This window comes from Paenibacillus sp. FSL R5-0923, from assembly GCF_038009145.1.
Classification (GTDB): Bacteria; Bacillota; Bacilli; order Paenibacillales; family Paenibacillaceae; genus Paenibacillus_AQ.
On the sequence record NZ_JBBPAT010000002.1, the window covers coordinates 23,557 to 49,981 of the forward strand.

Genomic DNA, 26,425 nt, shown 5'->3' on the forward strand with positions numbered 1-26,425 from the left:
TTTAAATAAAGTGCCTTTCTCGGTTTTTTTTGTATTAACTAGAACTATGATCATAGATCGTTTTTTCCATCGGCAATCAGGATGAGGAATTCAAAACGTGACGGCCTAATCTGTTTAATAGACAGAGAGGGCTTTTTTAATGTGCGAATCTATGATTTTTTCTTTGAACACAAATATATATGACTAAAGTCATATTAAATTCGTGATTTAGCGTATTTTTTTGTCGAAAAATAAACTATTTTCTAAGAAATGTCGATATAATAGGATAGAAATCTGCTTTTCTGTATTAACTGCAATTACGGAAGCGTTAACAATTATATGAATAGTCATTCGACAAGGAGGAAAGCAATGTTAAAAAAGTTAGGCAAGATTGGATTGGCTTTTATATTAGTCATTGGACTGCTACCGATGATTTCACTCCGGGCATACGCTGCCATCCCCTCATTCACCAAAACGGTGGACTTTCCCATTCAGACTCCAGTTACAAACGCCTCGGGTAAGAATGTTTCTGATGTTGATGTTCTTCCTGACGGAAGTACCGCAGTAGTGTTGAACACATTCGCTTATCAAGGAAATTCCTATGTTTATTCTTATTTTTTAAAGATTTTTGACCGCACGGGAGCACTTAGATCAGATGTTGATCTGAGTAGTCTAATGGATACCTATTACAAAATGATTGATGTGAATATGCTTGCGCTAAGTGATGGAAGGATTCTGATTACTTACCATAAAAGCGACAGCGGCGATAACAATTTGCAATTGGGAACCGTTAGGGAGAGTACTCCCAATGCCTATTTCATGGTGCTAAACCAGTCAGGACAAAAGGTGGTCGGTCAGACACAGATTAATACATACTCTGCCGCCAGTACCCCGGCACTCACGCGCTTTGTCTCTATAACGGAATTGTCTGACGGCAATATAGCTTTTTCCTGGCAACGGAACGACAATATTAGCACGGCTACGCGTGTGTTCACTGTTGAGGGTAACCCAGTTTCGGGAGAAATACTTCTGGTTTCCCATAATGCGAGCATGTCTAATGTATCCGCTGGAGACGGTGTATATATGGTTGCTTACAATTCAGGAGTAGGACCCCAGACGGATACTGTTTATCTGAAAATATTCAGTAATAGTGGGACTCTGTTAAATACGATTAATAAAGGAATAAGAACGGATGAAAAACAGCTGTTTCTATCCACGTTGAACAACGGGAATTTCATGTTCAGCCAATATAACTATAGAAACGACTCATCAACGGTTTCTTTATATGATAAGAACGGTACGAGTAAGGGTGATTTTACAGTAAGTGGCTCTCTAGGCGAATCTTCGGCTGCTATTTATAGGGATGGTGCAAATCCGGGCTTTGTAACCGTAAGTACGGACCCCACTTCTACCAATGCCATCAATGATGCGTACAACAACTTTAAAGAATGGTCGGGAACGCAGTATGCTTACCTGAATTATTATGACAATGACGGTAACTTAGTCTTTACATCGGATCAGCCGGTGGATTCCGCTCCGGTGGCTATGCAGGGTTTCAATGAAGCCACTTGGATGTACGCTGTGGAATATTATCCAAGCTTCAAATTGTATCCCACCTTTGGTGACAAGCTTGTCTTGGTGACAACCGATAATACGGATGCTGATCATTATAGAATAACCGCTAAAATATTTGAGACGGGAGCTCCGGCACCAGCGGCTATCATTGACTATGCGGCTGAGCAACTGACCGGACTGACGCCAAACAGCGCCTACTCGGTTAACAACGGTACAGCGGTAACGGTGACAGCGGATGGTAAGCTGGCTATAGACAGCAGCTGGTTGGGAACGTCAGTGAGCATCGTGAAGAAAGGCGATGGTTCGACGACAACGGATAGCCCAGCACAAACGCTGATTATTCCATCCCGTCCAGGCGCGCCGACTGGTGTAACGGCGACGAATGAAACGGCGATAAGTGCTAACGATGGTACATTGACTAACGTAACAACTGCGATGGAGTACAAGAAGGGTGTGGCGGGTACTTGGACGAATATTTCAGGTGCAACCGTAACGAGACTTGATCCGGACATCTACTATGTCCGGACAAAAGCGACGGTGACGGCGTTTGCGTCAGAAGCGAAGAGCGTGACGGTGGCTACGTTTGTGGCAACACCGGAAGCGACACCGGCAGCTATCATTGATTATACGGCAGAGCAGTTAACCGGTCTGGTGCCAAACGGCTCGTATACGGTGAACGGTACGGCAGTAACAGCGACAACAGATGGTAAGCTGGCCATTAACAGTGGTTGGTTGGATACGTCGCTGAGCATCGTGAAAAAAGGCAATGCCTCGACGACATTGGATAGCGCGGCGCAGACGCTAAGCATTCCGCCACGTGCAGAGGCGCCGGCTGGTGTGATAGCGACGGATGAAACGGAGATCAGTGCTAACAATGGTACATTGACGAACGTGACAACCGAGATGGAATTCAAGAAAGGTACAGCAGGTGTATGGACGAGTGTAGCAGGTGTAACCGTAACGGGACTTGTTCCGGACACGTATTATGTGCGGACGAAAGCGACGACGACGGCATTTGCTTCAGAAGCAAAGAGTGTTACGGTGGCTACGTTTGTGCCAACGCCGGAAGCGGCACCGGTAGCCACCATTGATTATGCGGCTGAACAGTTAACAGGTTTGACGGGAAGTGGCTCGTACACGGTAAACGGCGCTTTGGTAACAGCGTCAGTTGATGGCAAGCTAGCTATTGATAGCATTTGGTTGGGGACGTCATTGAGCATCGTGAAGAAGGGCAATAGTTCTACGACAACGGATAGCACAGCGCAGACGCTAAGCATTCCGATCCGTCCAGGGGCGCCGATAGGTGTGACGGCGACAGACGAAACGGCGATAAATGCTAACAATGGTACATTGACGAACGTGACAACGGAGATGGAATACAAGAAGGGTGCGGCAGGTGCATGGAAAGATGCGACGGGTGTAACCGTAACGGGACTGACTCCAGACATGTACCATGTGCGGACGAAAGCGACGGCGACGGAATTTGCGTCAGCTTCAGTGCAAGTGGCGGTGGTTGCTTTTGTAGCAACACCGGAAGTGGCGCCGACAGCTGTTATTGATTATTCGGCCGAACAAATGACAGGTCTCACGCCAAACAGCTCGTACACAGTAAACGGAGCTTTGGTAACAGCGACAGCAGATGGCAAATTAGCTATTGGTAACAGTTGGTTGGGAACGTCGCTGAGTATTGTGAAGAAAGGCAATGGCTCGACGACAACGGATAGTGCGGCGGAGACGTTAAGCATTCCGTCCCGTTCAGGGGTGCCGACTGGTGTAACGGCGACGGATGAAACAGCGATAAATGCCAACGATGGCAAATTGACGAACGTAACAACCGTGATGGAATACAAGAAGGGCACAGCAGGGGCATGGACGGATGTGTCAGGCACAACCGTGACAGGACTTATTCCGGACACATATTATGTGCGGACGAAAGCGACTTTGACAGCATTTGCCTCAGAAGCGAAGATCGTGACGGTGGCTACGTTCGTGCCAACGCTGGAAGCAACACCGACAGCCATCATTGACTATGCGGCAGAGCAGTTGACAGGCTTGACGCCAAGTGTCTTGTACACGGTAAATGGTTCAGCGGTTACGGCGACAGCAGATGGTAAGCTGGACATTAATAGTAGTTGGATAGGAACATCGCTAAGCATCGTGAAGAAAGGCAACAGCTCGACGACAACGGATAGTGCGGCGCAGACGCTAAGCATTCCGTCCCGTTCAGTGGCGCCGACTGGTGTAACAGCAACGGGTGAAACGGGATTGAACACAAACGATGGTACATTAACGAATGTTACTACTGAGATGGAATACAAAAAAGGTACAGCAGGTGCATGGACAGATGTACCTGGTACAAGCGTGACGGGGCTTACTCCAGAAACGTATTATGTGCGGACGAAAGCAACAGCGACGGCATTTACGTCGGCTTCGGTGCAAGTGACGGTATCGGCATTCACGAAAATGCCAGAAGCGACGCCAGCGGCCGTCATCGACTATGCTACTGAACAGTTGGCAGGCCTGACGCCAAGTGGCTCATACATGGTAAACGATACAGCGATTACGGTGCCAGTAGATGGCAAGCTGGAAATTGATAGCAGCTGGTTGGGAACGTCACTGAGCATCCTTAAGAAAGGTGACGGTTCAACAACTACGGATAGTGCGGTACAGACGTTAAGCATTCCATCTCGTGCAGCGGCTCCGGTAGGTGTGACTGTCACGGATGTGACGTACAATGGGGCTAATAATGGCACCATTCAGAATCTGACAGTCCAAATGGAATACAAAATAGGCAGCACTGGTCTTTGGACAGAAGCTACAGACACAATGATTACTGACCTTGCGCCGGACACGTATTATGTTCGGGAAAAGGCAACGGCAACAGCATTCGCTTCTATTGCTGCTCAGGTTATCGTTCATGACTCGAATGCGGTCATCCCGTCCGCGCCTGAAGTCACGGCTGATGATCTGAACAATACGATTGTTGGTCTGGACACAAGTATGGAATTTTCTGTGGACGACGGACCTTACGTACGGTACGACGGAACCAACTTGCCGGATTTGAGTGGTGAGCACATCGTTAAGGTACGTGTGGTAGCTAGCGGGTCCGTTCCGGCAGGACCGGCTACCACGCTGACCTTTACAATTAATATGCTTAACCCTGCGGGTGGCCTGAAGGTGAGCGCCATCGATCCAAGTGGCTCTGCAAATAACGGCTATACACAAATCACCGTTATACCTGCGCTGGCTGAAGGACATAAGCTCTTTTATAAGAACTTTGGCGCTGGTAGCATCGTCGTACCCAATGTGGGAGATGTCCTGACTGGATACACACTTGTAGGCAGTGAGGGATTGGTGCCTGCGGCCAATGGGGATACGATTGGGATTGCAGAGGTAGATGCTGACGGCAAAGTGGTGAAATACGGTAGGGCAACAGCAGCTGTGGCAGCTGATACCGTAACACCTGGTACTGATCCGGTCAGCCCAGGATCCGGAAGCAACTCGAATAGCGGAACAACCCCCGGTAACGCGAACACAGTCGTTACTAATGTGATCGTACTCGTTAACGGTAAAGAAGAGAACGCGGGCAAAGCAACAACAACGGCCTTAGGAAACGTGGCAACAACTATTATCGTCATCGACCCAGCTAAACTCCAAGCGAAGCTGGACGCGGAAGGTAATGGGGCGGTGGTGACCGTTCCTGTGACGCTGGATTCCAACATCATCGTCGCTGAGCTAAACGGTCAAATAATTAAGAACATGGAGAACGCATCGGCTACTCTAGTGTTTCAGACAAGCAAAGGTACTTATACTTTGCCAGCCGACGAAATCAACATCAGTGCGTTAGCTGAGAAACTTGGAAATGGCTTGAAGCTGGGAGATATCAAACTGAAGATTACAATCAGTGAGACCTCGCCATCCATGAACCAGGTAGTGGCAGGGGCTGCAAGTAAAGGTGGCTTTACAATCGTTGCACCGTCACTAGATTTCACTGTTACCGCTACTTACGGTACATCGACAGTTGAAGTGAGTCAGTTCAATGCTTACGTAGAGCGGATAGTGCCACTTCCAGGTGGTATTGATCCGAACCGGATTACGACTGGCGTCGTTGTGGAGCCAGATGGCACAGTGCGCCATGTGCCGACCAGATTCGTTCTGAAGGACGGCAAATACTACGCAGTTATTAAGAGTGTGACGAATAGTTCGTATTCGGTGATCTGGCATCCGCTGATGTTTGCGGATGTGGAGAATCATTGGGCGAAGGACGCAGTGAACGATATGGGATCTCGTCTGGTGATTAATGGAGTGAACAAAACGACCTTTAACCCGAATGCAGATATCACCCGGGCAGAGTTCGCGGCGATTATTGTACGCGGTTTGGGACTAAAGCTTGGGGAAGGGAAGACAGCATTTGCGGATGTACCAGCGAATAGCTGGTATGCAGGAGCAGTTGAAACGGCATCCGAGTACGGTCTGATCACCGGCTTTGAGGACGGGACATTCCAGCCGAATGCTCCAATCACTCGCGAGCAGGCCATGAACATTATCGCTAAAGCGATGAAGTTAACTGGCCTTGCGGACCAGACTGGCACAGTGGATGCGACAATCGTACTGGCTGCATTTACAGATGCAGGCAACATAGGTGTTTGGGCTAAGGACAGTCTGGCGCTTGCGGCCAAAGCTGGCTTGATTAGTGGCCGTGGTGACAATAAGCTGGAGGCAAAGGCTAATGTCACCCGCGCGGAAGTGGCAGTTCTGATTCAGCGGTTGCTGCAGAAGTCGGGGCTTATTGATTAAATTGTGAAGGGTAATGAAAAGCGGATTCAGCATAGGGCTGAATTCCGCTTTTTTTTCTTGATAGGGCTTCGTAAAGATCTGTTTGGAGAAGGATTGGTCAAGGCACGTTTGATTATTTGTGTAATTTCGGATTCTTCTGTCAACATAAGGAGGGATTACAAGGGGGGGGAAGCCCACAGCTTGTCCGATTAATTCATCATATGCAGGAGTTTGTCTTTATAGATGAACCCTATCAATTGATTCGTGCTGATTTGATAGAAATAGTAATTGGACAAATTCAAGCACTTAATACGGAATTAGTATCTGTGAAAATGCAGCTACAATACATAGAGAAGTATAAACATAATGCGGCTTTTGTCTGCTTGCTGGAGCAGGATCAATCCAATCTGATTAAATACCTTGCACCTATTGTATATATGGATGATATAGACGAGCATGCCAAACGCTTTGATAATTTAATATATAGTCTAATGCTTGCACAGGTTGAGGAATCTCCTCAAATGATGAGGGCTCATCGTATAAAGTTTGTTCACACTGTCTACCCCACTCATGTAGAATGCATAGTATTGATGGAAAGAAAGTCGCAACCCCAAAAACTCGTGAAAAAAACGGGGGAATCATCAAATTCAAGTGTGTCTTTATTTATGCGAACAATGGTGATTGCAGGTTGTGGCTGTTTTTAACAGGGGGTTATTCATATTGAACAAAGAGGTTAGCCAAATGGCTAAACCCCTTTTTAAGTTGCTTTTGTAAGTTGTAACTGATTTCTATTCAGTCGTCTTTGTGAACGTTTAAACAGTTAATTCATCTTGTGAATCAAAGCTCCTCTTTAGAGTTCTTCATTGGCTTTGAAGCATGGAGATGTTAGAAGGATCCTACCATGAAAAAACCAAACAAAATTACTGCTGATTTCTAAAAAGAGAAAATATAGGTATTTAGTGCTAATAAAATGGATACGAAATACCGATGTAATATTATGGGTGGTGACAATATGAGAATTGCGCATAACATCTCTGCATTAAATACATTAAATAAATTAAATAAAAATAACAAATCCATAGGAACTTCATTAGAAAAGTTGTCTTCAGGATTATTTATTAATAAAGCGGCAGATGATGCAGCGGGATTGGCAATATCGGAAAAAATGAGAGCGCAGATTCGTGGATTAGCTCAAGCTGGAAGAAATATTCAAGATGGTATTTCACTAATTCAAACCGCTGAAGGGGCATTAGGGATAATACAAGACCCTAATCTTTTAAGGTTAAGAGAACTTGCTGTACAGGCTTCTAATGGTACTTTAACTGATTCAGATAGAAGTCATATTCAAAAAGAAGTTCAACAAATTAAGCAAGGGATAAATGAAATTGCAAATAACACAAATTTTAACGGAATTAACTTATTGAATGCCAGTTCGAGCAATTCAGGAACCTATACAATATATACAGGTGAGAATATTTCTTCATTAACTAGTTCAACTTTAATTGGAAATAGTGACAATATTCATAATGCTGCAGGGGTTGAAATTATTGCCGGGGTGAATGATGAGCTGACGGTGAAAGTTGATGGGAATTCTTATTCTGTTACTATTGCCTCAGGGATGTATAACGGCTCTTCAACTGCTATATACAATGATATTAATTCCAAACTTGCAGCATTAGGGGCACCTGTAAAACTTACTGATGTGTATAGTAAGTGGGATGATACTCATATGAGAACATTACTTACGAGCACAATACCAGGCAATCATATGATCGAAATCGAGGGAACTGCATTTAATGAGATATTTGCTCAAGAAGATAACTTTTTGGGGAATTATCAAGTGTGGGGAAGAGAGGCGGATTTTTCAATAGGTTATACCGTGGTTTCAGGTGTAAACGATACGCTTGATTTTAAAGAAAATGGAGTATCCAAAACGATTGTGCTAACTGAGGGGGCCTATAGCAGAGATGAGTTTATTATTGAATTAAATAAACAACTCACGAATGTCGGAGCCCAAGTTACGGCGTCTTTTACTGGTCCAATTGGCGTAAACACGAGCGCAGGGCCGGGTAATACTCATTACATGCTCTCATTGAAGCATAATTCAAGCAATTCTAAGAATGCCATACAGTTGGTATCCGGCAATGCATTGAATCCATTATTTATACGTTTGGCTAATCCTGGTGATGTTTGGACTCCAAGTACAAAGAGTTACCTCTTAACCAATATTGATATTTCAAACGGAATATCAATAGAAAATAGTCAAGATTGGGAATTTACCGTTGATGGTTCAATCAAAAAACAAGTTACATTAGGCGCAGGTTCATATACTACTTCCGATTTCATTAATATCCTTAATAATCAATTTGACAAAATTAGTGCTGGTATAATTGCTAAAAATGATAACGGCATACTTAAGTTTGAGCGAGAAATGAATGGTAGTAGTTATACGGTATCTGATCTAACAATCATTGATGCTGCTAAAAATAGTAATACATTACATTTAGAAGTAGGTCCGAATGCAGGTAATATCTTTATAGTTAATTTATCAGACGCGAGGACAACTGCCCTAGGCATTAATGGGATTGACTTTTCAACAATACAGGGTGCAGAATCAGCAATATCCAAAATTGATAAAGCAATAAAAATAGTTTCAGCAGAGCGGTCTAAGTTCGGTGCTTATCAAAATGCATTAGAACACATACATAATAATGTTTCGAATTACGGAGTTAATTTAACGGCAGCGGAATCAAGGATAAGAGATGTGGATATGGCGAAAGAAATGATGAGAATGACTAAGAATAATATCATTGCTCAAGCATCTCAAGTGTTATTGGCTCAAGCCAATCAAAAACCACAAGATGTCTTAGAATTATTAAATATATAAGTTTAGTTCCTTCTTGCTTAAGAATCAACCAAGGCTAAGATGTATGGGCTATTATAACAATTAAGCGAATACTGCCACATCAGGACTGTCCAATAAGTGTGGAAAGTGTGGCGTTTCTTGTGCGAAAGTTGTAGCCCCACAATAAACTCGTGACTAAAATCGAATGAAGACGTGATAGACATCGGAGAAAAGCATGAGTGAAGAAGTGAAAATCTTATCCATCAAGCCTTTCCCCTGTCTTTCTATCAGGATATTATTCAGATTATTATAAAGTCGTGATATAAAAAAGGAAATAATTGGGGAAATTACGGTTTTTTAACAGGAGTTTATTAATACGAACAACGGAAATAACGAATGAGAAGTTATATGGGATTGGGGGATTGCCTTCTCTTCATTGAAAGGTATTATTTGATGTCTACCTAGCAATAGAAATCATCTGTAAGCGACTGAAGCATACAAAGTAAGAATCAGAAGTTGCTTCAGTTCTCCATCTTTTTGGACGTTATACGTACGTACTTACGCTTGATCGCCAAATCTTTTTTCAGCAGTAGAGTTCACCATCAACATCACTTCACTAACCCTCCCCCAACAGCTCCCCAACAGAAACATCCAGAGCTTTCGCAATGGCAACCACCTCATAATCCTGCACGAGTCTATATTGACCCTCCAAGCGCGATAAACTGGTTGGACTGATGTCTAAGCCGAAGGTTTGCAACCTGGCAAGGAAATCCTTTTGCTTCATTCGCTTAGCTTTTCGAATAGCTACAACTCGGGTTCCAATGATATTTTTGTCACCTGGGGGCTCTTTGCGATGCCTCATTTTGGTCTCACCTCACAATTTAACCAAATTGTATGCGAGGTAAGTGTTGTTTTAATGCGGATATCGAATTAAAATGAAATAAACCGATAAACGCATTAAAATTTCCATACATCGTCTACAGATATAGCTTTTCCGGAAGGTGGGGGTGCAATGCAACATCTGATGTGCAAATATGAGGAGGAAAAGCGTAAGCTGAATGAACTCGGACAGCAATCACTAGAGCAGGGAATTCCGTTAAGCAGCAATGAAGAGGTTCAGGCCCAGAGTCGTAAGGTTGACGAACTGATTAATCGGATGTACCAAGAAAAAAACGGACATGCAGCGTCGTTTCGTTTGAGTTTCTATCTTGGAGGGGATATGTTGAGCTTTCCTGCATGGTTTTTACAGACGATTCAAGGTCGATTGGATGAGGTGACCGCACAGATTGAACATCAATCCGAGCCTAGGCATGTTTTTGAAGAAGAGCGCAAAGCTTTTCAAGCGTTGTTTGACTCCATGGACATTGCACGTATGCCAGAGTTTGAGTACTGGGAGGATAGGCTTCAATCGAAGCAAGCCGTTCTTTATGAACGTCTATATCTACAAGGACTGAAGGATGGCATGCAGCTTGCAAATGCCTTTACTGCCCCTTCAGTTCCCTCAGACTAAGACATGTCCTGTGGCTGCCGGAAAAGCATATAAGGATCGGAACTAAAGGGGATAAACGCATACTTTATTTTCGGACTGTCCTTGCGACAGTCTTTTTGTGTATATATGTTTGGAATTTTTGTTTTTTTAGATGCTGTTCATCCAAAAAGAGGGCAGACCTCCATTCATGGTTTGAATAAAGGGATAACTTCCCATATTGTCGAATAACCATACATATTGTAAATCTATATCAGGCGAGGTTTTGCTATGTTTAAAGCGCTATTGTCTCTCTTTAAAATATCCGACACTAAGCCACCACAGGCAGTGCGTAAGGCACAAACTCCTAAGTCGAAACCGAAGGTTGCTTCCACACGAATTGGAGAGTTAGGTGAGCATAAAATCAATATTCAACTCGACCAGTTACCTAAGGAGTGTAAATCGTTAAGCGATCTATTACTCCCTAATCCCAAGTCTCGAACAGGGTATACCCAGATTGATCATATCGTTATTTCCCCGTATTGCTTATTTGTCATTGAGACGAAAAACTATAATGGAGAAATTAAAGGTGGGCGAACGGATCAACAATGGTCAGTGAGCAATCGTTACAAGATGTATAATCCGCTGAAGCAAAACTATGGACATATTAAGGCCATCGAGAGCCTGATACAAGGTATAGCTGCAGTGAAATTTATCTCTATGGTTTCATTCACGATGAGATGTCGGTTCATTATTGATCCGGAGCTTCGGAAAATCCACTCGGACGAACTGGTTGTCTATGATGTGGAACTAAGTGAGTTTATCTCTAGGAAGCTGATCAGTTTAAAAACAGTAACTCCTGAACCTTCTATCTCTCCGGCGCAAATACAAACGATTTATGAGCATTTGCTTCAGGCCAATATAACCGATGCGGAGATTCGCAAGCTTCACGTACAGAGAATAAAGCAAAAAAACTAGAAGTACCTATGAGTTACCTATCATTGTACTAAGGGAGTTAACATAAATGATCAAACAACTACGAAGCTGGTGGAAGGATACAGAGATCCCTAACCTAATCGGTCGGAAAAAGGTGGACTTTTCCATGTTTCGTGATGGCACTCATATTCCAGTTGAGTTTCATCCGGATTTTTTAGAAGCTAACCAAGGTCAACAGCCTAGTTTAGGTGAAGGGCGAAAAGTTAAGCTGGTGCATGAAGATCAGAACTATGAAGCCACATTATTTAAAATTGATCAAGTATCTGCTGGTCGGGAAGCCCTTCAACTCCGCTATAACGGAAATCAAACGTTGAAGAATTTGTTAATTGAAACCTTCTCGCATTCATATTCCTACATTATGCAAGAGAGAACGAACCAACAAGCAGATGATGCGAAGAGACCTCAGGTTGTCGTTCCTGAAGATCAAGCTGAATACATAGATTTCTTTGCCACAGGAGTTCCTTTCGAATACCGTTTAGAGTTTATAACGTTTAAGTCGAAGCCTAATGTATGGTGGGTGAATCAGGGAACGACTATTCAAGCGGAGAAGGAAGAGGGGATTCTGTGGGCGCCCCTACTGAATTCGCAAGGCCGAAAGCTATATCATTGGGAGATGATGAGGGAAGTTAAACAAGGAGATATCATCCTCCATTATTCAAATAAAGCTATTCGTTATGTAAGCCAGGTAACTGATGCTGCGGTGGAAGCACCCAAGCCAGGCTCTATGGCCAATACGAACTGGCAAGAGGATGGTCGTTTGGTTCGAACAGAGTATGTGGAACTCATTCCGCCCATTATGCTACAACAGTTTAATCAGCAAATTATGCAAGTAAACTTAACCCAAGGTCCGCTTCATTCTGGAGGCGGAGTTAATCAAGGATATTTGTTTCGCTTTTCAAGACAAGGACTTCAAGTGCTTCAATCGTTAACTGCTGAGGTCATTTGGCCTAATTTTACCATTCTAGATCAAGATGAGGCTGCCTCCAATACGGAGAACGCACATGAGGTGATCCCTATTTTACCACCGACAGATTCTACGATTATAACATTACTCCACCAAATCCAATCCCACATCCGCCGCAAAGGTTTCTTCTTCCCTGAGCACCTTATCGAGAATTTTTACCTCTCCCTAAAGACAAAGCCTTTTGTCATACTAGCGGGGATATCGGGTACAGGGAAGACTCGGTTGGTGAAGCTGTTTGCAGAGGCTTTTGGTGCAACGGGGAATAACGGCCAGTTTACCTTGATCCCAGTGCGGCCGGATTGGAGTGATCCTGCGGATCTGCTGGGATACAAGGATCTTTCGGGCAGGTTCAAACCGGGTCCGCTCACGGAAGTATTAGTAGAGGCGCGGAAGCCGGAGAATGGACATAAGCCATATTTTATCTGTATGGATGAGATGAATTTGGCGCGGGTAGAGCATTATTTCAGTGATCTGTTAAGTGTGCTGGAAACACAGGACTGGCAGGAGGGGAAGATACAGACACAGGATCTCATATCTTCTACCCTGCTGGATACACCTGAGGATCAAGTGAAGTTTGGCAGCCTGGGTATCCCGGAGAATGTGTTCTTAATCGGGACTGTGAACATGGACGAAACGACACATCCTTTTAGCAAAAAGGTACTGGATCGAGCCAATAAACTAGAATTCAATTATATTAATCTGCAGCAGTATCCGGATTTCAATGTGCAGGTAGAGACCAGTGATAGCTCTGACGTTGCCGAACTGAATCATCTTTTTCTGCGTTCCGATTATTTGCAGCTAGTGGATGCCTATGATACAAACAAAGAGCTTGTTGTACGGACGACAGAGAGATTGGTTAAGATCAATGCTTTGCTTGAGGATATCCACGCTCATGTAGGTTTTCGGGTACGGGATGCGATTTGCTTCTATATGATCTATAACGAACGGTACAAGCTGATGAGTGAGGAAGAAGCGTTTGACTGGCAACTGCTGCAAAAGATACTACCACGTATTCAAGGAAGTCATTCTTCGGTTCGCCGGGTATTATTGAAATTGATGAAAGAGGCTCTTGGTACCGGATCTGGTGTGACGGTAAATATTGAAGATCTTATGGACAATGATGCTTCTCCACTCTACCTGAAATGGGCTGCTGGCCAAACTCCACCTACGGCTAAACATCCACAAAGTGCGCGTAAATTGGCTTTTATGCTTAGGAGGTTAGAGGAAGATGGATTTACCTCTTACTGGCTCTCTTAATCAGACGGTAGAATTGCTCCGTGTAGAAACGGAGCTTTTTACGCTTTTTCTTCAAGGACGGCCTTATCATCCTACGGTGGAGACCTTGCAGCTTCATCGTTCTTCTGGTCAGGAATGGGTGAGTGCGCAGCTAGGGCTTGTTTGCTCCGAACGGCTTGGTAATGTTCAGATTAAAGTCTTTTCTCCTGAAGCCCAAGGGATGGTGGACTGGCAGCCGGGGGAGTCAGTTTTTCCTTGTTTTTATGAGACACAGTCGTATGAGCTGGTGATTCAGAAGAAGACCGCTGCTAACCTATCTTTTTATCATGAAAATGTGCTGCTTCGGCAGGCGATTAAGCCCCTAGGTGAGTCTATTCTTGCGGGTGTGCTGAACTTTGGGAATGAGGTAGGTTTGACGGAGTGGGAGATCCGTAGTTCAGGACAGGCTTTGCTGCGGGTAGAGATGGAGATCTTTCCCTCTAAAATGGATTACAAGCTGGATTACCAGAATATTTTAAATGAAGTGAATGAGCAGATTTATAATTTGGCCTTTGATTTTTTGCGTAAAACCTACCAATTAACAGGCCTGCGGGAAACGCAGCATCAGAGCTTGACGGAGTTTTTCACTATACTTCAGCATGTATTTAGACAGCTTCTGGATGCCGTTGAGCGGATTAACAAGAATCCTAATTATGCTCTGCTCCAGGATCGCCGACTAGTGGACGCCAATCGGGTCAAAAAGGCAGGAAGAGAGAACATCCGCGAGCTCGCGAAGCATCCCGAACGATTAAGAGAAGACATGGACCATGGATTCCTGACCATCGGCAGCCGAAATTACACAGCTACACATTTAATCGAGACACGAAGACGCCTCGCCTATGATACTAATGAGAATCGGTTCATCCGCTGGATGCTGGAACGTATTCATGGAAAGTTGAAAGAGCTCAAGAGTCGCTGGAAGATTAAAAACCGAACCCCAGATCCATTACTAATAAAAAGGATAGACACCATGCTCACTCAACTAGAGCGGGTGCTCAAGATGGATTTTTTGCGTGAGGTTGGAGTACTGAGGCAGATGTCCGTTACACTGGTGCTGCAGATGGCCCCTGGATACCGCGAAGTCTATCGCTGTTATCTCATGCTGCTCAAAGGCTTGTCGATCCAAGGCGATCTGCTGCGCCTGTCTATGAAGGATGTCGCGCAGCTCTATGAATACTGGTGTTTCCTCAAGTTGAATCAGCTTCTGGGGCAGAAGTATAAGCTGGTGAAGCAGGATATTATTAAGGTGAATCGAAATGGTATTTTTGTTACGCTTGACCGCTCGCAGAGCGCTAAGATGGTGTACGAGAATCCAGTTAACGGAGAGCAGTTCATCCTGTATTATAATGCGATTCCTAGCTCGGATAGGACCCCGACGCTCAGTCAGCGTCCGGATAATGTACTGACACTGAAGAAGAAGGATGCTGGCAAAATCAAAGAGTATAAGTATGTCTTCGATGCAAAGTACCGGTTAAATCCTGCTTATGAGGGGACTTCCTATCATCAGAAATATGGACAACCTGGACCGGAAGAGGATGACATCAACACGATGCACCGCTATCGGGACGCCATAGTGTATCAGGAGAAAGATTCGGGGGAATACGAACGAAGCATGTTCGGTGCCTATGTGTTATTTCCCTACCCGGATGAGGAGCGGTATAAGACCCACCAATTCTACAAAAGCATCGAGCTATTGAATATTGGCGCTTTGCCATTCCTACCGAATTCTACAAGCTTGGTGGAGCAATTCTTAGATGAGATTATTCAGGATAGTCCGGAAAAAGCTTACGAGCGTTCCACCCGTCCACGCGGTACGAAAGAATACTATGCCAACCAACTCGCGGGTAAAAATGTTCTTGTCGGCTCTGTTCGTGGCCCCAAACAAGTGGAGGTGGCCAGGAAGCATTCTTTTTACCATGTACCTGTGGAGAACCTTGCAAGCCAGAAGATAATAACCCAAATCGAATATGTAGCGATGTGCCAATCCAGAAGGAAATTCATCGATCCTGCAAAGACAGGGATTCATTGGGTGGGTAAAGTGGTAGATTGGGAAGTGGTGAAACGGAAGGAAATAAAGGAGATCGTCCCTGAGCCTCATAAGGAAGAGAAAGATTATGTTAGATTTACAGTCGAGGAATGGATACCTTTAAAGCCTCACATTGCTTTAGGGGGACAGGGAATAAATACGGTCCTTTACACAAGCAAATATGTCCTAGACCGAGCGCTGGAAATCGCGGAGCTTCGCTTAGAAACGGAGGAAGATCTTCGTGAATGGCGTGAGAAACGCCGAAAGGGCAGAGTGAAGGTGAAGGTCGATCATGAGCAGTTTGTGGATTTAGGAAAGGTTGTGGAAGTTCGGAATATTTAAAGTTAGTGAAAATGAAGTAAGGTTATTGTCCTGCCGTTTATCAAGCATCCCGCTGGATAATGGCAGGATTTTTAAATTGGGCAAATACAAAACATCCTGTTAATAGACGGTACTTGGAATGAACATGTTATGATAACAGTTATATAGAAAGAGATCACATGGAAAAGCTTATAGATGCACTGGATGTACAAGTGTTTTGTATAGATTCTAAAAGTCTTGAAGTACATAATTTGAAATTATTGAATTGTAGCGCTGAGCTTCTTCCCTTCTCTCCCTCACATATATCCACCCCGCAACTCAAGTATCGCCGCTTTTACGGATTGTGATCTTTCACCCTTTTCCCACCATCCCACAATTATCAAAACATTTGTTAATGGTTTGGGCTTTTCTACGTATTAACTTATGTAAGTTTCTTCACAACAAATTGCGCAATTTGTTTAGCTTTTCGATGAAGGTGAGGTGGAAGGAGGGTGAAGATGGAAGTTATCCAGGGTACTGCGGACCGTTACAAGAATATCGAAAGATCACGTGGTGCCATGATGTCAAAAGAGGAATTTACCCGGATGTACGATACGTACTACAAACGTGTTTACAAATATATTAGTTATCGTATTAATAACCATCACGTGTCAGAGGACATTTGCAGTCAGGTATTTGAGACGGTGATGTGCAAGTATTACAGCTTTTCAGAAGAAAAATCGAATTTTGAGGTTTGGCTGTTTGCCATTGTAAGGAACGCTGTGACGGATTACTTCCGGGGGCAGAAGAAAAGAAGCTACACCTCACTAGATTCTTTGCTGGAGCTCATATTTCCCAAGCCGTCTCCGGAGGAACTGGCGATTCGTGAGGATAATAATCAAGCACTGTTCAAGGCGCTCTCCAAGCTACGTGAGAAGGAACGTAATATCATTGCAATGAAATATGGGGCTGGACTGAAAAATTCCGAAGTCGCACAGATCATGGGCGTCAGTGAGTCCAATATTGGTGTCGTATTGCATAGAAGTCTGAAGAAACTGCATATTTCCTTAAAAGCAGGAGGATTCAACCATGAATAAGAAAAATGATGATCTCACAAAATTCAGCAAAACTATAGAACTGCTTGAGAATGTTGAACAGGATAACACTGCCGCCAAAGAAAGAATTTATAACCGTTTAGTATACAAGTTGGACCATGGAGCTCTTGAACTCAAATCAGAGAAAAAGGACGGGATAACGATGAAAAAAAGTAGCTGGAGAAATGTAATAGTGATTGGTAGTGCAGTAATTTGTCTAGGTGGCGCATTCTCTGCAACCTCCTATGCACAGGATATGTTCCAATCGATCATGGCAAAGTTTGAAGTAGGAAATCTCGAAATCACGCAATACGATAAGGAAATCCCTTCAGCTGCACAGTCAATGACTCCATCTGAAGAGGGGAAAGGCGGGGAGAATGTTGCCATTGAATTGCCGGTTGCGGCCAAGTTGACCCTGGATGAAGCACGTGCGGAGCTTGGAATGAACTTCCCGGCACCAACCTGGATGGCAGACTATGAGTTTGTGAATGTTGTTCTTCAGGGGACCAGCATGGTTGAAGTGCAGTATAACTCCGGGGATAAAGCTGTTAATTTCCTAATCTCCAAGGGCGGCGACAATGGGATCAGCACTACAGAAGAAGTGAAGACAGAAGTAATTAACGGGACTAAAGTTTATTTTGCAAATGGAATTGTGATTTGGGAAAAAGATGGCTTTACCATTGAACTTTACGCTCAAGAAGACTTTGACAAAGCTACACTTGGGAAGATCATCGACAGTTTCAGCATCGGTGCTCCTGTGCAGTCCTTAGGGACTGAAGAAGTGAAAGAGAATTTACAGAAGAATGAAGGAGTAGTTGCAGCTCCAGCTTCCGTTCCGGTTGTAGATTCAAAATAAGATGGTCTACTTAGGGTAGAAATGCCCATAGATACACACAAAGAAGACGCGAGGGGATTTCCCTGAGCGTCTTTTTTATATCGTTTTCGTTTTCAGCTTTTCTAAAAGAACCTTCCACCAGTGAATAGATTGCTCTAGTTGAGAAACGTAGTAGCTTTCCATGAAATCTACGACTTCACGAGTGGAGCTAACTATATCTATTTGATGGTAAATTTGATTTAAATGATCTTTTTTTATCAGTGACTGTTCAATTTTCTTCTCGATAATCGGGATCACTTTGTCAGTCTCTACAAAACGAAGATTCACAAGAGCGACAATCATATCTGAAATCGATTCTGCATTTTCTATTACCTGATAAATTTTGAGCGGGAGTTGCTTGCGCCCTTCATCAGTAATAGAAAACACCTGTTTGTCTGGGCGATGTTCTTCTTTGATAATCTCTACCTGTTCAACTAAGCCCTGTTTCGAAAGAGATTCAAAGTGATAATATAGCTTGCTTTCAGATAGATTGAGCAATTTATCAAAAGGAATAGGGGTGGATAGTTCTTTTTTTAATTTATAAGGATAATTATTTTCATCCATTAACTTACTTAAGATATAAATTTGAATTGACATCACAGAACCCACTCCTAATTGTTGGCTAAACTCTATCTTACCAAACCTAGGCGGTTATTTCAGCTGTATTTTTAATTTCAACGGGCAGTATAGTTTCTTTAGTCAGAGGTACAGGTTTATGAACAAACCGGACGATTACAATGTTAATCATCATAGCCCCGGCAAATACGCCTGCTAATCCCCATAAGAAGGGTGCTGGACTGATGGAACCAAACATTTGTGCCAAATAAGCTTGTACAGAATAATACATCGGTGTGATGCGGCCGAACCAATCGTATGGTGTATACATCATATCACGAGGCATGGTAGCACCATTGGCGATGGTTTGCATGAGCAGGATTGGAATATTTAAGACCATACCGCCTTCGCCAACTAGGAAGACCATAATCGCACATACGTTAAATGCAGCCATATACATTAGAATTTGCTGAGCAGCAACTGGTAACAGTAAGGATAGGTCTACATCTGCAATAGAGAATGCAATGGCTAAAGCAACGACTGTTGATAATATAGCGATTAATAAAGCTGTTAATTGAACGAACATAAACAGTTTTGTCTTGCTTGCTTTCCCGCGGTTCGCTTTAAAAGAAGCAACTAATTGCATGGAGGCAATCATTGCCCCAACATAACCAGCCATAGTTAAGAACATAGGTAGCATGTTGTTATGCATGCCGTCTGGAACATCATTGATGACAACATAATTCCCGACATAACTATTTTCAATTTGTGTAGCCATTGCGGTAGCTTGTTCTTCTGGTACGTTAAAGTTCATTAACACACCTTTTGCGGTTTGCTCTGAGAAGTTCGCGCTTAATTGTTTGTTAATCTCTCCTACAACGGAAGACATGGCTGAAGATACCATGGTGGCAGAGGCTTCGTTGACTGTGAAATCAATACTTGCGGATACCTTACCGCTTTGAACGTTGGCGGAAAATTCTTCTGGAATATGGACAACTAGAGCTAACTTATTATGCTCTAATTCATCCATCGCCTTTTTATTCGATACATCGGTTTTTATCGTTTTGAATGGTAAGCTCTCCGAGAACTGACTTGAAATCTGAGCCCCATATTTACCTGCATCATCGTTGACAATAGCAATTTTTAAATCATCCATGTTCCCTGGAAGTGCTGTATACCCTGGTAAGAAAATACCTAGCATAGCAATGGCATAGAACACACCCATAAAAATAGAACCAATGGCCCCTTTGGACTTCAAAAACTGTGAAAACTTCAACTGTATACCTTCTTTCTTCTCAATAACACTTTTATTTTAGTACTCTAATTAAAGTACTTTTAACTGAGTGGTGTTTATAGTACGATAATTCATTATAAATGTCAAATTTAAGATACAATGGATAAGTAGTGAATGAATCATCATTCGGGTTGTTACATTGATATATAGTGGATGTGTTAATGTATTGATTAAAAGTGAATAACTGAAGGGACTTCGGACATGAACAAGGTTATTGTAATTGGTGCAGGGATATTAGGGGCTTCAGCAGCTTATCAGTTAAGCAAGTTAGGTGCTGAAGTCATCATTATAGATCGTAAAGATGTTGGACAAGCAACAGATGCAGCAGCAGGGATTATTTGTCCATGGTTGTCTCAACGCAGAAACAAAGCATGGTATCGTCTTGCTAAGGCGGGAGCAAGCTTTTATCCGGCACTTATTCAAGAGTTGGAAGAGGCTGGAGAAACCGAGACTGGATACGCAAAAGTTGGAGCGATATGTATTCATGAGGATTTGAAAAAGTTACTCGCGATGAAAGAAAGAGCGGAGCTTCGTAGAGAGGACGCCCCTGAAATTGGTGAGCTTACGATGCTGACGGATCTTGAAGCACAAGAGAAGTTTCCATTATTATCGGAAGGTTATCATGCGCTTCATGTATGGGGTGCAGCAAGAGTGGACGGACGTGAATTACGTGATGCTTTGCTAAGGGCGGCACAGCGTAACGGTGCGCAAATGATTGAGGGAGATGCTATTCTTGAGCATGATGATCATGAAATTAAAGGGGTTAGCGTAGGAGAACAGACATTCACAGCAGATGAAGTGATTGTGTGTGCAGGGGCCTGGTCTAACGCTTTGCTTCATCCGCTCGGGATCATGCTCCAGGTGCGTTATCAGAAGGCTCAAATTATGCACTTGAAGCTTGCTCAACAAGCGAGTACAGAGCAATGGCCTGTGGTAATGCCGCCTACAGATCAATATATACTCGCATTTGCGGATCAAAATATCGTGGTAGGTGCTACTCACGAAAATGATGTCGTAGGTTATGATACTGCTGTAACCGCAGGTGGAATGCAAGAAATTTTAAATAAAGGTCTTCAAATGGCTTCCGGTCTTGCAGATTGTAGCCTAAATGAAATAAGAGTAGGGTTCCGTCCATTTACAGCAGATTTTCTGCCCGTGTTGGGCAGGGTTCAAGGATGGAATAAACTAATTGTTGCTAATGGACTAGGGTCATCCGGATTAACGATGGGACCCTTTCTTGGTGAGCAGTTAGCCAAGCTAGCCATGGATCAACAGGTAGATATTCCGCTTGAAGACTATGCATTAGAGCATGCGATTAATTGATTAGAAGCAACACGTAAAAAACCTTCTATATAAGTTGAACTAAAAGTATTCTGAAAAGGAAAAGTGATGGAGGGGAAGTTTGGAACTGTAGGAACGTAGTGACCGCCTTTGTCACCGGATTTCAACCATGAAACATGGTAATAATCAAGAAATCTGGTGACAACAGCGGCCGGAAGTCCAAACATTCACCGCAGTCACGCACTTACCTTAATAGAAAAATTTTAAGTTCAACTAATATAGCGAAGGTTTTTTTTATCCTTTATACTGAAAAGACCAATTTATCTTCCTAGGAGTTGTCTAACGAATCATGATAAAGAAAGAAGTCGCGCATATACGCAAGCAATTTAAGCTGGATCACGATTTAATGAATATTTACGATATTCTCAACGTGTATATTATGAAGGAAAGTAACGAGATCTATCATTGGGAGCGCCTGCCGTTTGGAATGGTGGATAGAGAGAAGCAGGAGCTGTATATGGGCAATTTCAAAAAGCTCTTGACCGGCGAACTGGATCAGAAATTGTTCGAGTTGAAGTTTCAGGCGGAAGCGGAGGAACCAGCGCAGGTGATGCTTCACCAAGCTTTGGTGACAGGGGATCCAGATGAATGGCAGGACCTGATGCTGCTGTTGGTGGACAGAATGATGGCGGATACTCATTATGAACGCGATACGGTGATTACTTTCGTTCGCGGACAGTATTACCGCCCGACCAAAGATAGAAACGATGAAGCCGAGGAAAGTGAGAAAAATGAAATGTTCGCGCATCCGTTTATTCTATGCAGCGTGAATTCCACGGAGAAACAACGGAAAGCTCTCTTATTTGATTATGTGGAAAGGGAATTCAAGTACAACGTCATTGTAGATCCGATTGTTAAGTTAAGTACACCGGAGCAGGGCTTCTTTTACCCGAGCGTGACGGATAATTATTCCGATGTGAACCGCATTCTGTATTGTACGGGAAAATCCAACTTTCCAGATCCGCATTTCATCGAGCAGGTCTTGAACGCCGAAAGATCCGTGACGGCACTGGAAGAGAGAGCTATTTTCGAAGACATCGTGAAGGAAGTGGCGGGCGAACAACTTGACGCGACCACCATTGCTCAGCTGTACGAGGAAATCCACCAGGTCATTGAAACCAACCAAGATGAAGAAGAACCTCCTAAGCTCGACTATAGAGATGTAGAACGTGTGCTGAAGGTAAGTGGCGTTGAAGACGTGACGATGGAAAAAGTGGAACGTGCGTTTGAAACCATCGTAGACGACAAGCACTATGAAATGAAGGCAAGTAGTGTGATGCCGAAATTCACTACAAAATCGATAAAGATCGAAACAAAGGTAGCTACGATTTCGGTCAGTCCGCAGGATTTGAAATATGTGAAGCAAGTGAATTATCAAGGTAGACGTTGTATCTTGATTGAGGTTGACGAAGATGCCGTGATCGAAGGATTTACACTCACTACAGAAACGCTTTAGATTTTTTAATAGCGGGCTATCCTTAAAGTCTTTTATCAAGACTTGGGATAGCCCTTTTTGTATCAAATATGGTACTTAAAGATATAGTTGATATATTCTTTTGCACTAGTATTAATTTCTTCATCGCTGGCTTGAAATGAAGCTCCAAAAACAGCAAAGTACGGTAATGCTTCTGCACCTACATGTTTGGCACTGGCTTTAAAGGGTGCAATTACTTCGTCTACGGTAAAAGAAACAGAGCCCTCAGGTTGATAATTTTCTTTTTTATCGCCTATGGATATAGCAAGCCCTAACTTTTTCCCGTTAAGCTTGTCACCGTTTGATCCATAAGCCCATCCGTAAGCGAACACATCGTCAAACCATTTTTTTAATAGAGGCGGATAACTATACCAATACAAAGGGAATTGAAAGATCACATAGTCATAGGCTTCCATTAGATTTTGCTCTCTAGGAACATCAATATTCCAGTCAGGATACTCTTTATAAATCTCATGAATGGTAATATCATTTGGATATTGTAGTAGCTCTTCTTTCCAGCGTTGATTGACCCTCGAATTCTCAAGGTTGGGATGTGCCACAATCACCAGTGTTTTCATAATGAATCTCCATTCCAGGCCTATATTAAGCGTATTTCTTCAAAATGCTGTGCCTTATTTTTATGAATATCATCATTATCTTGCAGGTTTTAAAAAAAGAAAATACACACAATAAAGTAAGATGGTTACTTTGAAGTACGTACTAGACTCACGAAAAAATATATGCAAAAATGAAGTTTTGGGTAAGTTTAATTAGATCCGTATGAACGAGGTGTTATTCTATGAAACAATATAATCTAGGAATAGAGGCAACACTAGAAATCATCGGCGGAAAGTGGAAAGCTTTGATCATTTGCTTATTGATGTCCGGTGCCAAAAGAACAAGTGAATTACAGCGTAATATACAGGGTATTTCACAAAAGGTTCTGATCCAGCAGCTTCGTGAACTTGAGAGAGATGGACTTGTCAAAAGATTCGTTTACCAGCAGATGCCGCCAAAAGTCGAATATAGCCTCACGGAATATGGCGTTACAGCCAATAAGATCGTTGACGTTATGTGTTCTTGGGGAAAAGAAAATATTAGAATCAGACAAGAACAAGGAGAAGAGGTCGTCTTGTTGGAGGAGTTCCAAGAGTTGTAGCCTTTGAATAGGTTTGCGCGTCATTTGAATCAAACTGATTTTACAGAATTGTTATCAAACTATTAAAAAAAAGTAGGGTTGTTCAAATCCCATGGTATAGCCAATGAAAGCGTTTCTATTAATTTTGCGACCGCTATCCCCGAAAGAAATTGGCATTATTTAGTGCTTGAAGTTCCTCTGATTTGGATATTTTATTTAGTTATTGTTTTATTTCAATAGGATAATGTTACCTTACCGTCACTCTGTCCTATGTTTCTAGGAATATAATGAGATTGTATTCGACACCAACCTTTATAAACCATCGGAGGAAACACAATGAAAATTAAGAAAACATTATCCGTTGCATTATGTGTAGCAGCAGTCGCATCTTTCTCATCTCAAGCAATGGCCAATCCTGTGACAACGCCAACCAGTTCAACCGTAGCATCATCCACTAATCAAGTTGGACAAAAATTTACACTAGCTGGTGTTAAAACGAACGCCAATACAGTATTGATAGCAACGAGCACGGTTGATCTTGATTTGGATGGCGTGAAGGACACTTTATATCTCATTGGCGACAAAAATGAATCTCCTGACTTCGACAACATTAATCTCATCGTTGTAAACGGCAAAACAAACAAAGTGTTAAACGCAGGGATTAAAGACTTTGGTGGTTTGAACGCGAAAATCAGCTATGTGAGTGATTTCAATAATGACCATGCACTTGATGTGATGATTACCGCTTACTCAGGTGGTAACAAAGGGTCTACCAATGCTAGAATCGTAACCTTCAAGAACGAAACACCTTCCATTATTCTGGGCGGGGACTTGAAGATCAAAGGTGAGCGGGCATTGTTCAAAACATTAGAAGCGGTTGACGTAGAGAATGATGGTGTAAGTGACCTACTTGGAATCAGAACCCTCTATGGTGATACTAATGCCGAGGTAAAAGGCTATGAAAAAGTATGGTTTGCGTACAAAAACGGCGAATTCCAAGTTAGCAAAACAGAAACTACTAAAGAAGACCCATTTAAACAACCTGCACTTGGTGAACTGACTGTTGGCCAACCTTTCGCATTGCAAGGTGTTAACACAACAGATAAGACTGTTCTTATCAGAAAACAAGTTAACGATGTTAATAAAGACGGTGTCCAAGATAAAATCTATCTGATCGGTGACAAAGCAGATGAGCTTGGTTATGTAAGCAACATCAACCTGGTTGTTGTAGATGGCAAAACAAATACATTAAAAGATGCAAAAATCAGCGGTTTCGATGGCTTTAAACCAGAAATTCAATGGATTGGTGATTTCAACGGGGACAAAGCAAATGATGTAATGTTTACAGCATTCTCTGGTGGTAACAATGGTACGACAGATGCCTACATATTGTCTTTCACAGGTGATAAGGTACAACCACTTTTGAGTGTAAAACCTGTTGTGGATGGTAAACCAGCATTTTTCAACACTTTAGAGCAAGTAGATCTTAATAAAGATGGTGTATATGATCTGGTGGGGACTAGAAAAATTCGCGGTGACGCTGAAGCTATAGTTCTAGGTGAGGAAAAAACAACATTCACATTCAAAGACGGTGCCTTCAAGGTTGTAGGTACAGAAACCATTAAGTCCGATAGCAAGCCAGCGACTACTCCAACAACTACAACAAGTGATTACACCGTTGGCAAACGTTTTGAGCTTAAGGGAATTACAACAACAGCAAAAACAATCCTGCTTGCGAAACAACAAGTGGATGTAACTGGTAATGGTGTTGCGGATAATGTTTTACTGATTGGTAACAAGGATGCCGCTAATGGTGGATTGGTTACAGATATCAACATCGTCGTTCTAGAAGGAAAAACTAAAAAAGTGATTAACAGTAATATCAAAAACTTCTCGGGTTACCAACCAAAGATCAACTTCGTTGGCGATTTTAACGGAGATAAATCTAAAGATGTGATGATTACTGTATACTCTGGCGGTAACAACGGCAGCACTAATGCTTACGTAGTATCCTTCAAAGATAGTGGTGTGAAAGTTCTTCTTAATGAGTACGTGAAAGTGAATGGCAAACGCTCGCTCTACAACTCAATGAAAGTCACTGATGTAGATAAAAACGGAGTCTATGAGATTGTAGCAAAAAGAACGATTCATGGTGAAGCTACTTCCGTAATTAAAGGCGAAGAAACCGCTGTTCTTGCTTACAAAAATGGAGCATTTCAAGTTAAATCGACGACTGTAAAGAAATTTAAATAATCTTATAACAGATACTTCATTGAGGGAGTCTCCCGATAGTCATAAAAAGTGGCTACCGGAGGACTCCCTTTTGATTTTTTTTGAGTAAGATTGACTATGCTCTTGGTGAGAACACCTAAAACTAAACTCTCCCTTGCTCAATAAGTCTTGCGGATCCATTATTAAATTACAAAATGACCCGTTATTCTAAAGGAGAGAAAA

At 42.8% G+C, this 26,425-nt stretch carries 17 protein-coding genes; 13 read left to right on the forward strand and 4 right to left on the reverse strand.

Going from position 1 to position 26,425, the window contains the following annotated elements:
* The first annotated feature begins 348 nt into the window (after positions 1 to 348).
* The 3 genes from MKX35_RS25225 (at position 349) to MKX35_RS25235 (ending at position 9,217) form a co-directional block, all read left to right on the forward strand.
* On the forward strand, positions 349 to 6,351 hold the full coding sequence (locus tag MKX35_RS25225) for an S-layer homology domain-containing protein (protein WP_076300251.1): 6,003 nt from the start codon (positions 349 to 351) through the stop codon (positions 6,349 to 6,351).
* 200 nt (positions 6,352 to 6,551) lie between these two features.
* The gene (locus MKX35_RS25230; protein WP_076300252.1) at positions 6,552 to 7,034 is read left to right on the forward strand and encodes a hypothetical protein; all 483 of its coding nucleotides are present in this window, start codon (positions 6,552 to 6,554) and stop codon (positions 7,032 to 7,034) included.
* A 308-nt stretch (positions 7,035 to 7,342) separates the two neighbouring features.
* The gene (locus MKX35_RS25235) at positions 7,343 to 9,217 is read left to right on the forward strand and encodes a flagellin N-terminal helical domain-containing protein (protein WP_076300253.1); all 1,875 of its coding nucleotides are present in this window, start codon (positions 7,343 to 7,345) and stop codon (positions 9,215 to 9,217) included.
* A 574-nt stretch (positions 9,218 to 9,791) separates the two neighbouring features.
* On the opposite strand, the gene MKX35_RS25240 is transcribed toward MKX35_RS25235, so the two are convergent.
* Complete coding sequence (locus tag MKX35_RS25240) at positions 9,792 to 10,037, reverse strand: helix-turn-helix domain-containing protein (protein WP_076185152.1); 246 nt, start codon at positions 10,035 to 10,037, stop codon at positions 9,792 to 9,794.
* 150 nt (positions 10,038 to 10,187) lie between these two features.
* Here MKX35_RS25240 and MKX35_RS25245 point away from each other — a divergent pair, with 150 nt between their 5' ends.
* The 6 genes from MKX35_RS25245 (at position 10,188) to MKX35_RS25270 (ending at position 18,151) form a co-directional block, all read left to right on the forward strand.
* Positions 10,188 to 10,685: a hypothetical protein gene (locus MKX35_RS25245; protein ID WP_076300254.1), complete on the forward strand. Its 498-nt coding sequence runs from the start codon at positions 10,188 to 10,190 to the stop codon at positions 10,683 to 10,685.
* A gap of 246 nt (positions 10,686 to 10,931) precedes the next feature.
* Complete coding sequence (locus MKX35_RS25250) at positions 10,932 to 11,618, forward strand: nuclease-related domain-containing protein (RefSeq protein WP_076300255.1); 687 nt, start codon at positions 10,932 to 10,934, stop codon at positions 11,616 to 11,618.
* 46 nt (positions 11,619 to 11,664) lie between these two features.
* Positions 11,665 to 13,857 carry an McrB family protein gene (locus MKX35_RS25255; RefSeq protein WP_076300256.1) on the forward strand — a complete coding sequence of 731 codons (2,193 nt, stop codon included), beginning with the start codon at positions 11,665 to 11,667 and terminating at the stop codon, positions 13,855 to 13,857.
* Complete coding sequence (locus tag MKX35_RS25260) at positions 13,829 to 16,243, forward strand: restriction endonuclease-like protein (RefSeq protein ID WP_076300257.1); 2,415 nt, start codon at positions 13,829 to 13,831, stop codon at positions 16,241 to 16,243. Before MKX35_RS25255 ends, MKX35_RS25260 begins: the two co-directional genes overlap by 29 nt.
* A gap of 476 nt (positions 16,244 to 16,719) precedes the next feature.
* Positions 16,720 to 17,298 carry a sigma-70 family RNA polymerase sigma factor gene (locus tag MKX35_RS25265; RefSeq protein WP_052404147.1) on the forward strand — a complete coding sequence of 193 codons (579 nt, stop codon included), beginning with the start codon at positions 16,720 to 16,722 and terminating at the stop codon, positions 17,296 to 17,298.
* Positions 17,291 to 18,151 carry a hypothetical protein gene (locus MKX35_RS25270; RefSeq protein ID WP_076300258.1) on the forward strand — a complete coding sequence of 287 codons (861 nt, stop codon included), beginning with the start codon at positions 17,291 to 17,293 and terminating at the stop codon, positions 18,149 to 18,151. Before MKX35_RS25265 ends, MKX35_RS25270 begins: the two co-directional genes overlap by 8 nt.
* Positions 18,152 to 18,226: 75 nt before the next feature.
* Here the strand turns inward: MKX35_RS25270 and MKX35_RS25275 are convergent, their stop codons facing one another.
* Entirely contained in the window at positions 18,227 to 18,766 is a 540-nt protein-coding gene (locus MKX35_RS25275) for a PadR family transcriptional regulator (RefSeq protein WP_076300259.1), read from the reverse strand.
* Between the two features lie 46 nt (positions 18,767 to 18,812).
* Positions 18,813 to 19,982, reverse strand: coding sequence for a YhgE/Pip domain-containing protein (locus MKX35_RS25280; RefSeq protein WP_445671590.1), 1,170 nt, complete (start codon positions 19,980 to 19,982; stop codon positions 18,813 to 18,815).
* A 237-nt stretch (positions 19,983 to 20,219) separates the two neighbouring features.
* Between MKX35_RS25280 and MKX35_RS25285 the strand changes: the two genes are divergently transcribed.
* Together MKX35_RS25285 and MKX35_RS25290 are read left to right on the forward strand one after the other, a co-directional pair.
* Positions 20,220 to 21,341 carry an NAD(P)/FAD-dependent oxidoreductase gene (locus tag MKX35_RS25285; protein WP_076300261.1) on the forward strand — a complete coding sequence of 374 codons (1,122 nt, stop codon included), beginning with the start codon at positions 20,220 to 20,222 and terminating at the stop codon, positions 21,339 to 21,341.
* Positions 21,342 to 21,648: 307 nt separating this feature from the next.
* Positions 21,649 to 22,815: a DUF4317 domain-containing protein gene (locus MKX35_RS25290; RefSeq protein ID WP_076300262.1), complete on the forward strand. Its 1,167-nt coding sequence runs from the start codon at positions 21,649 to 21,651 to the stop codon at positions 22,813 to 22,815.
* 62 nt (positions 22,816 to 22,877) lie between these two features.
* Here the strand turns inward: MKX35_RS25290 and MKX35_RS25295 are convergent, their stop codons facing one another.
* A complete protein-coding gene (locus MKX35_RS25295) occupies positions 22,878 to 23,411 on the reverse strand; it encodes an NAD(P)H-dependent oxidoreductase (protein ID WP_076300263.1) in 534 nt (177 codons plus the stop codon).
* Between the two features lie 221 nt (positions 23,412 to 23,632).
* On the opposite strand from MKX35_RS25295, the gene MKX35_RS25300 reads away from it, so the two are divergent.
* Both MKX35_RS25300 and MKX35_RS25305 read left to right on the forward strand, forming a co-directional pair.
* Entirely contained in the window at positions 23,633 to 23,992 is a 360-nt protein-coding gene (locus tag MKX35_RS25300) for a winged helix-turn-helix transcriptional regulator (RefSeq protein WP_076300264.1), read from the forward strand.
* Positions 23,993 to 24,307: 315 nt separating this feature from the next.
* On the forward strand, positions 24,308 to 26,224 hold the full coding sequence (locus tag MKX35_RS25305) for a hypothetical protein (RefSeq protein ID WP_076300265.1): 1,917 nt from the start codon (positions 24,308 to 24,310) through the stop codon (positions 26,222 to 26,224).
* Positions 26,225 to 26,425 lie beyond the last annotated feature (201 nt).

What these genes read in the sequence shown, in the direction of transcription:
- MKX35_RS25250 (WP_076300255.1), top strand. Translation starts at nt 10,932, where the DNA reads ATGTTTAAAGCGCTATTGTCTCTCTTTAAAATATCCGACACTAAGCCA.
- MKX35_RS25265 (WP_052404147.1), top strand. Translation starts at nt 16,720, where the DNA reads ATGGAAGTTATCCAGGGTACTGCGGACCGTTACAAGAATATCGAAAGA.
- MKX35_RS25275 (WP_076300259.1), bottom strand. Translation starts at nt 18,766, where the DNA reads ATGTCAATTCAAATTTATATCTTAAGTAAGTTAATGGATGAAAATAAT.
- MKX35_RS25290 (WP_076300262.1), top strand. Translation starts at nt 21,649, where the DNA reads ATGATAAAGAAAGAAGTCGCGCATATACGCAAGCAATTTAAGCTGGAT.
- MKX35_RS25285 (WP_076300261.1), top strand. Translation starts at nt 20,220, where the DNA reads ATGAACAAGGTTATTGTAATTGGTGCAGGGATATTAGGGGCTTCAGCA.
- MKX35_RS25225 (WP_076300251.1), top strand. Translation starts at nt 349, where the DNA reads ATGTTAAAAAAGTTAGGCAAGATTGGATTGGCTTTTATATTAGTCATT.
- MKX35_RS25245 (WP_076300254.1), top strand. Translation starts at nt 10,188, where the DNA reads ATGCAACATCTGATGTGCAAATATGAGGAGGAAAAGCGTAAGCTGAAT.
- MKX35_RS25270 (WP_076300258.1), top strand. Translation starts at nt 17,291, where the DNA reads ATGAATAAGAAAAATGATGATCTCACAAAATTCAGCAAAACTATAGAA.
- MKX35_RS25255 (WP_076300256.1), top strand. Translation starts at nt 11,665, where the DNA reads ATGATCAAACAACTACGAAGCTGGTGGAAGGATACAGAGATCCCTAAC.
- MKX35_RS25230 (WP_076300252.1), top strand. Translation starts at nt 6,552, where the DNA reads ATGCAGGAGTTTGTCTTTATAGATGAACCCTATCAATTGATTCGTGCT.
- MKX35_RS25305 (WP_076300265.1), top strand. Translation starts at nt 24,308, where the DNA reads ATGAAAATTAAGAAAACATTATCCGTTGCATTATGTGTAGCAGCAGTC.
- MKX35_RS25260 (WP_076300257.1), top strand. Translation starts at nt 13,829, where the DNA reads ATGGATTTACCTCTTACTGGCTCTCTTAATCAGACGGTAGAATTGCTC.
- MKX35_RS25300 (WP_076300264.1), top strand. Translation starts at nt 23,633, where the DNA reads ATGAAACAATATAATCTAGGAATAGAGGCAACACTAGAAATCATCGGC.
- MKX35_RS25240 (WP_076185152.1), bottom strand. Translation starts at nt 10,037, where the DNA reads ATGAGGCATCGCAAAGAGCCCCCAGGTGACAAAAATATCATTGGAACC.
- MKX35_RS25235 (WP_076300253.1), top strand. Translation starts at nt 7,343, where the DNA reads ATGAGAATTGCGCATAACATCTCTGCATTAAATACATTAAATAAATTA.
- MKX35_RS25295 (WP_076300263.1), bottom strand. Translation starts at nt 23,411, where the DNA reads ATGAAAACACTGGTGATTGTGGCACATCCCAACCTTGAGAATTCGAGG.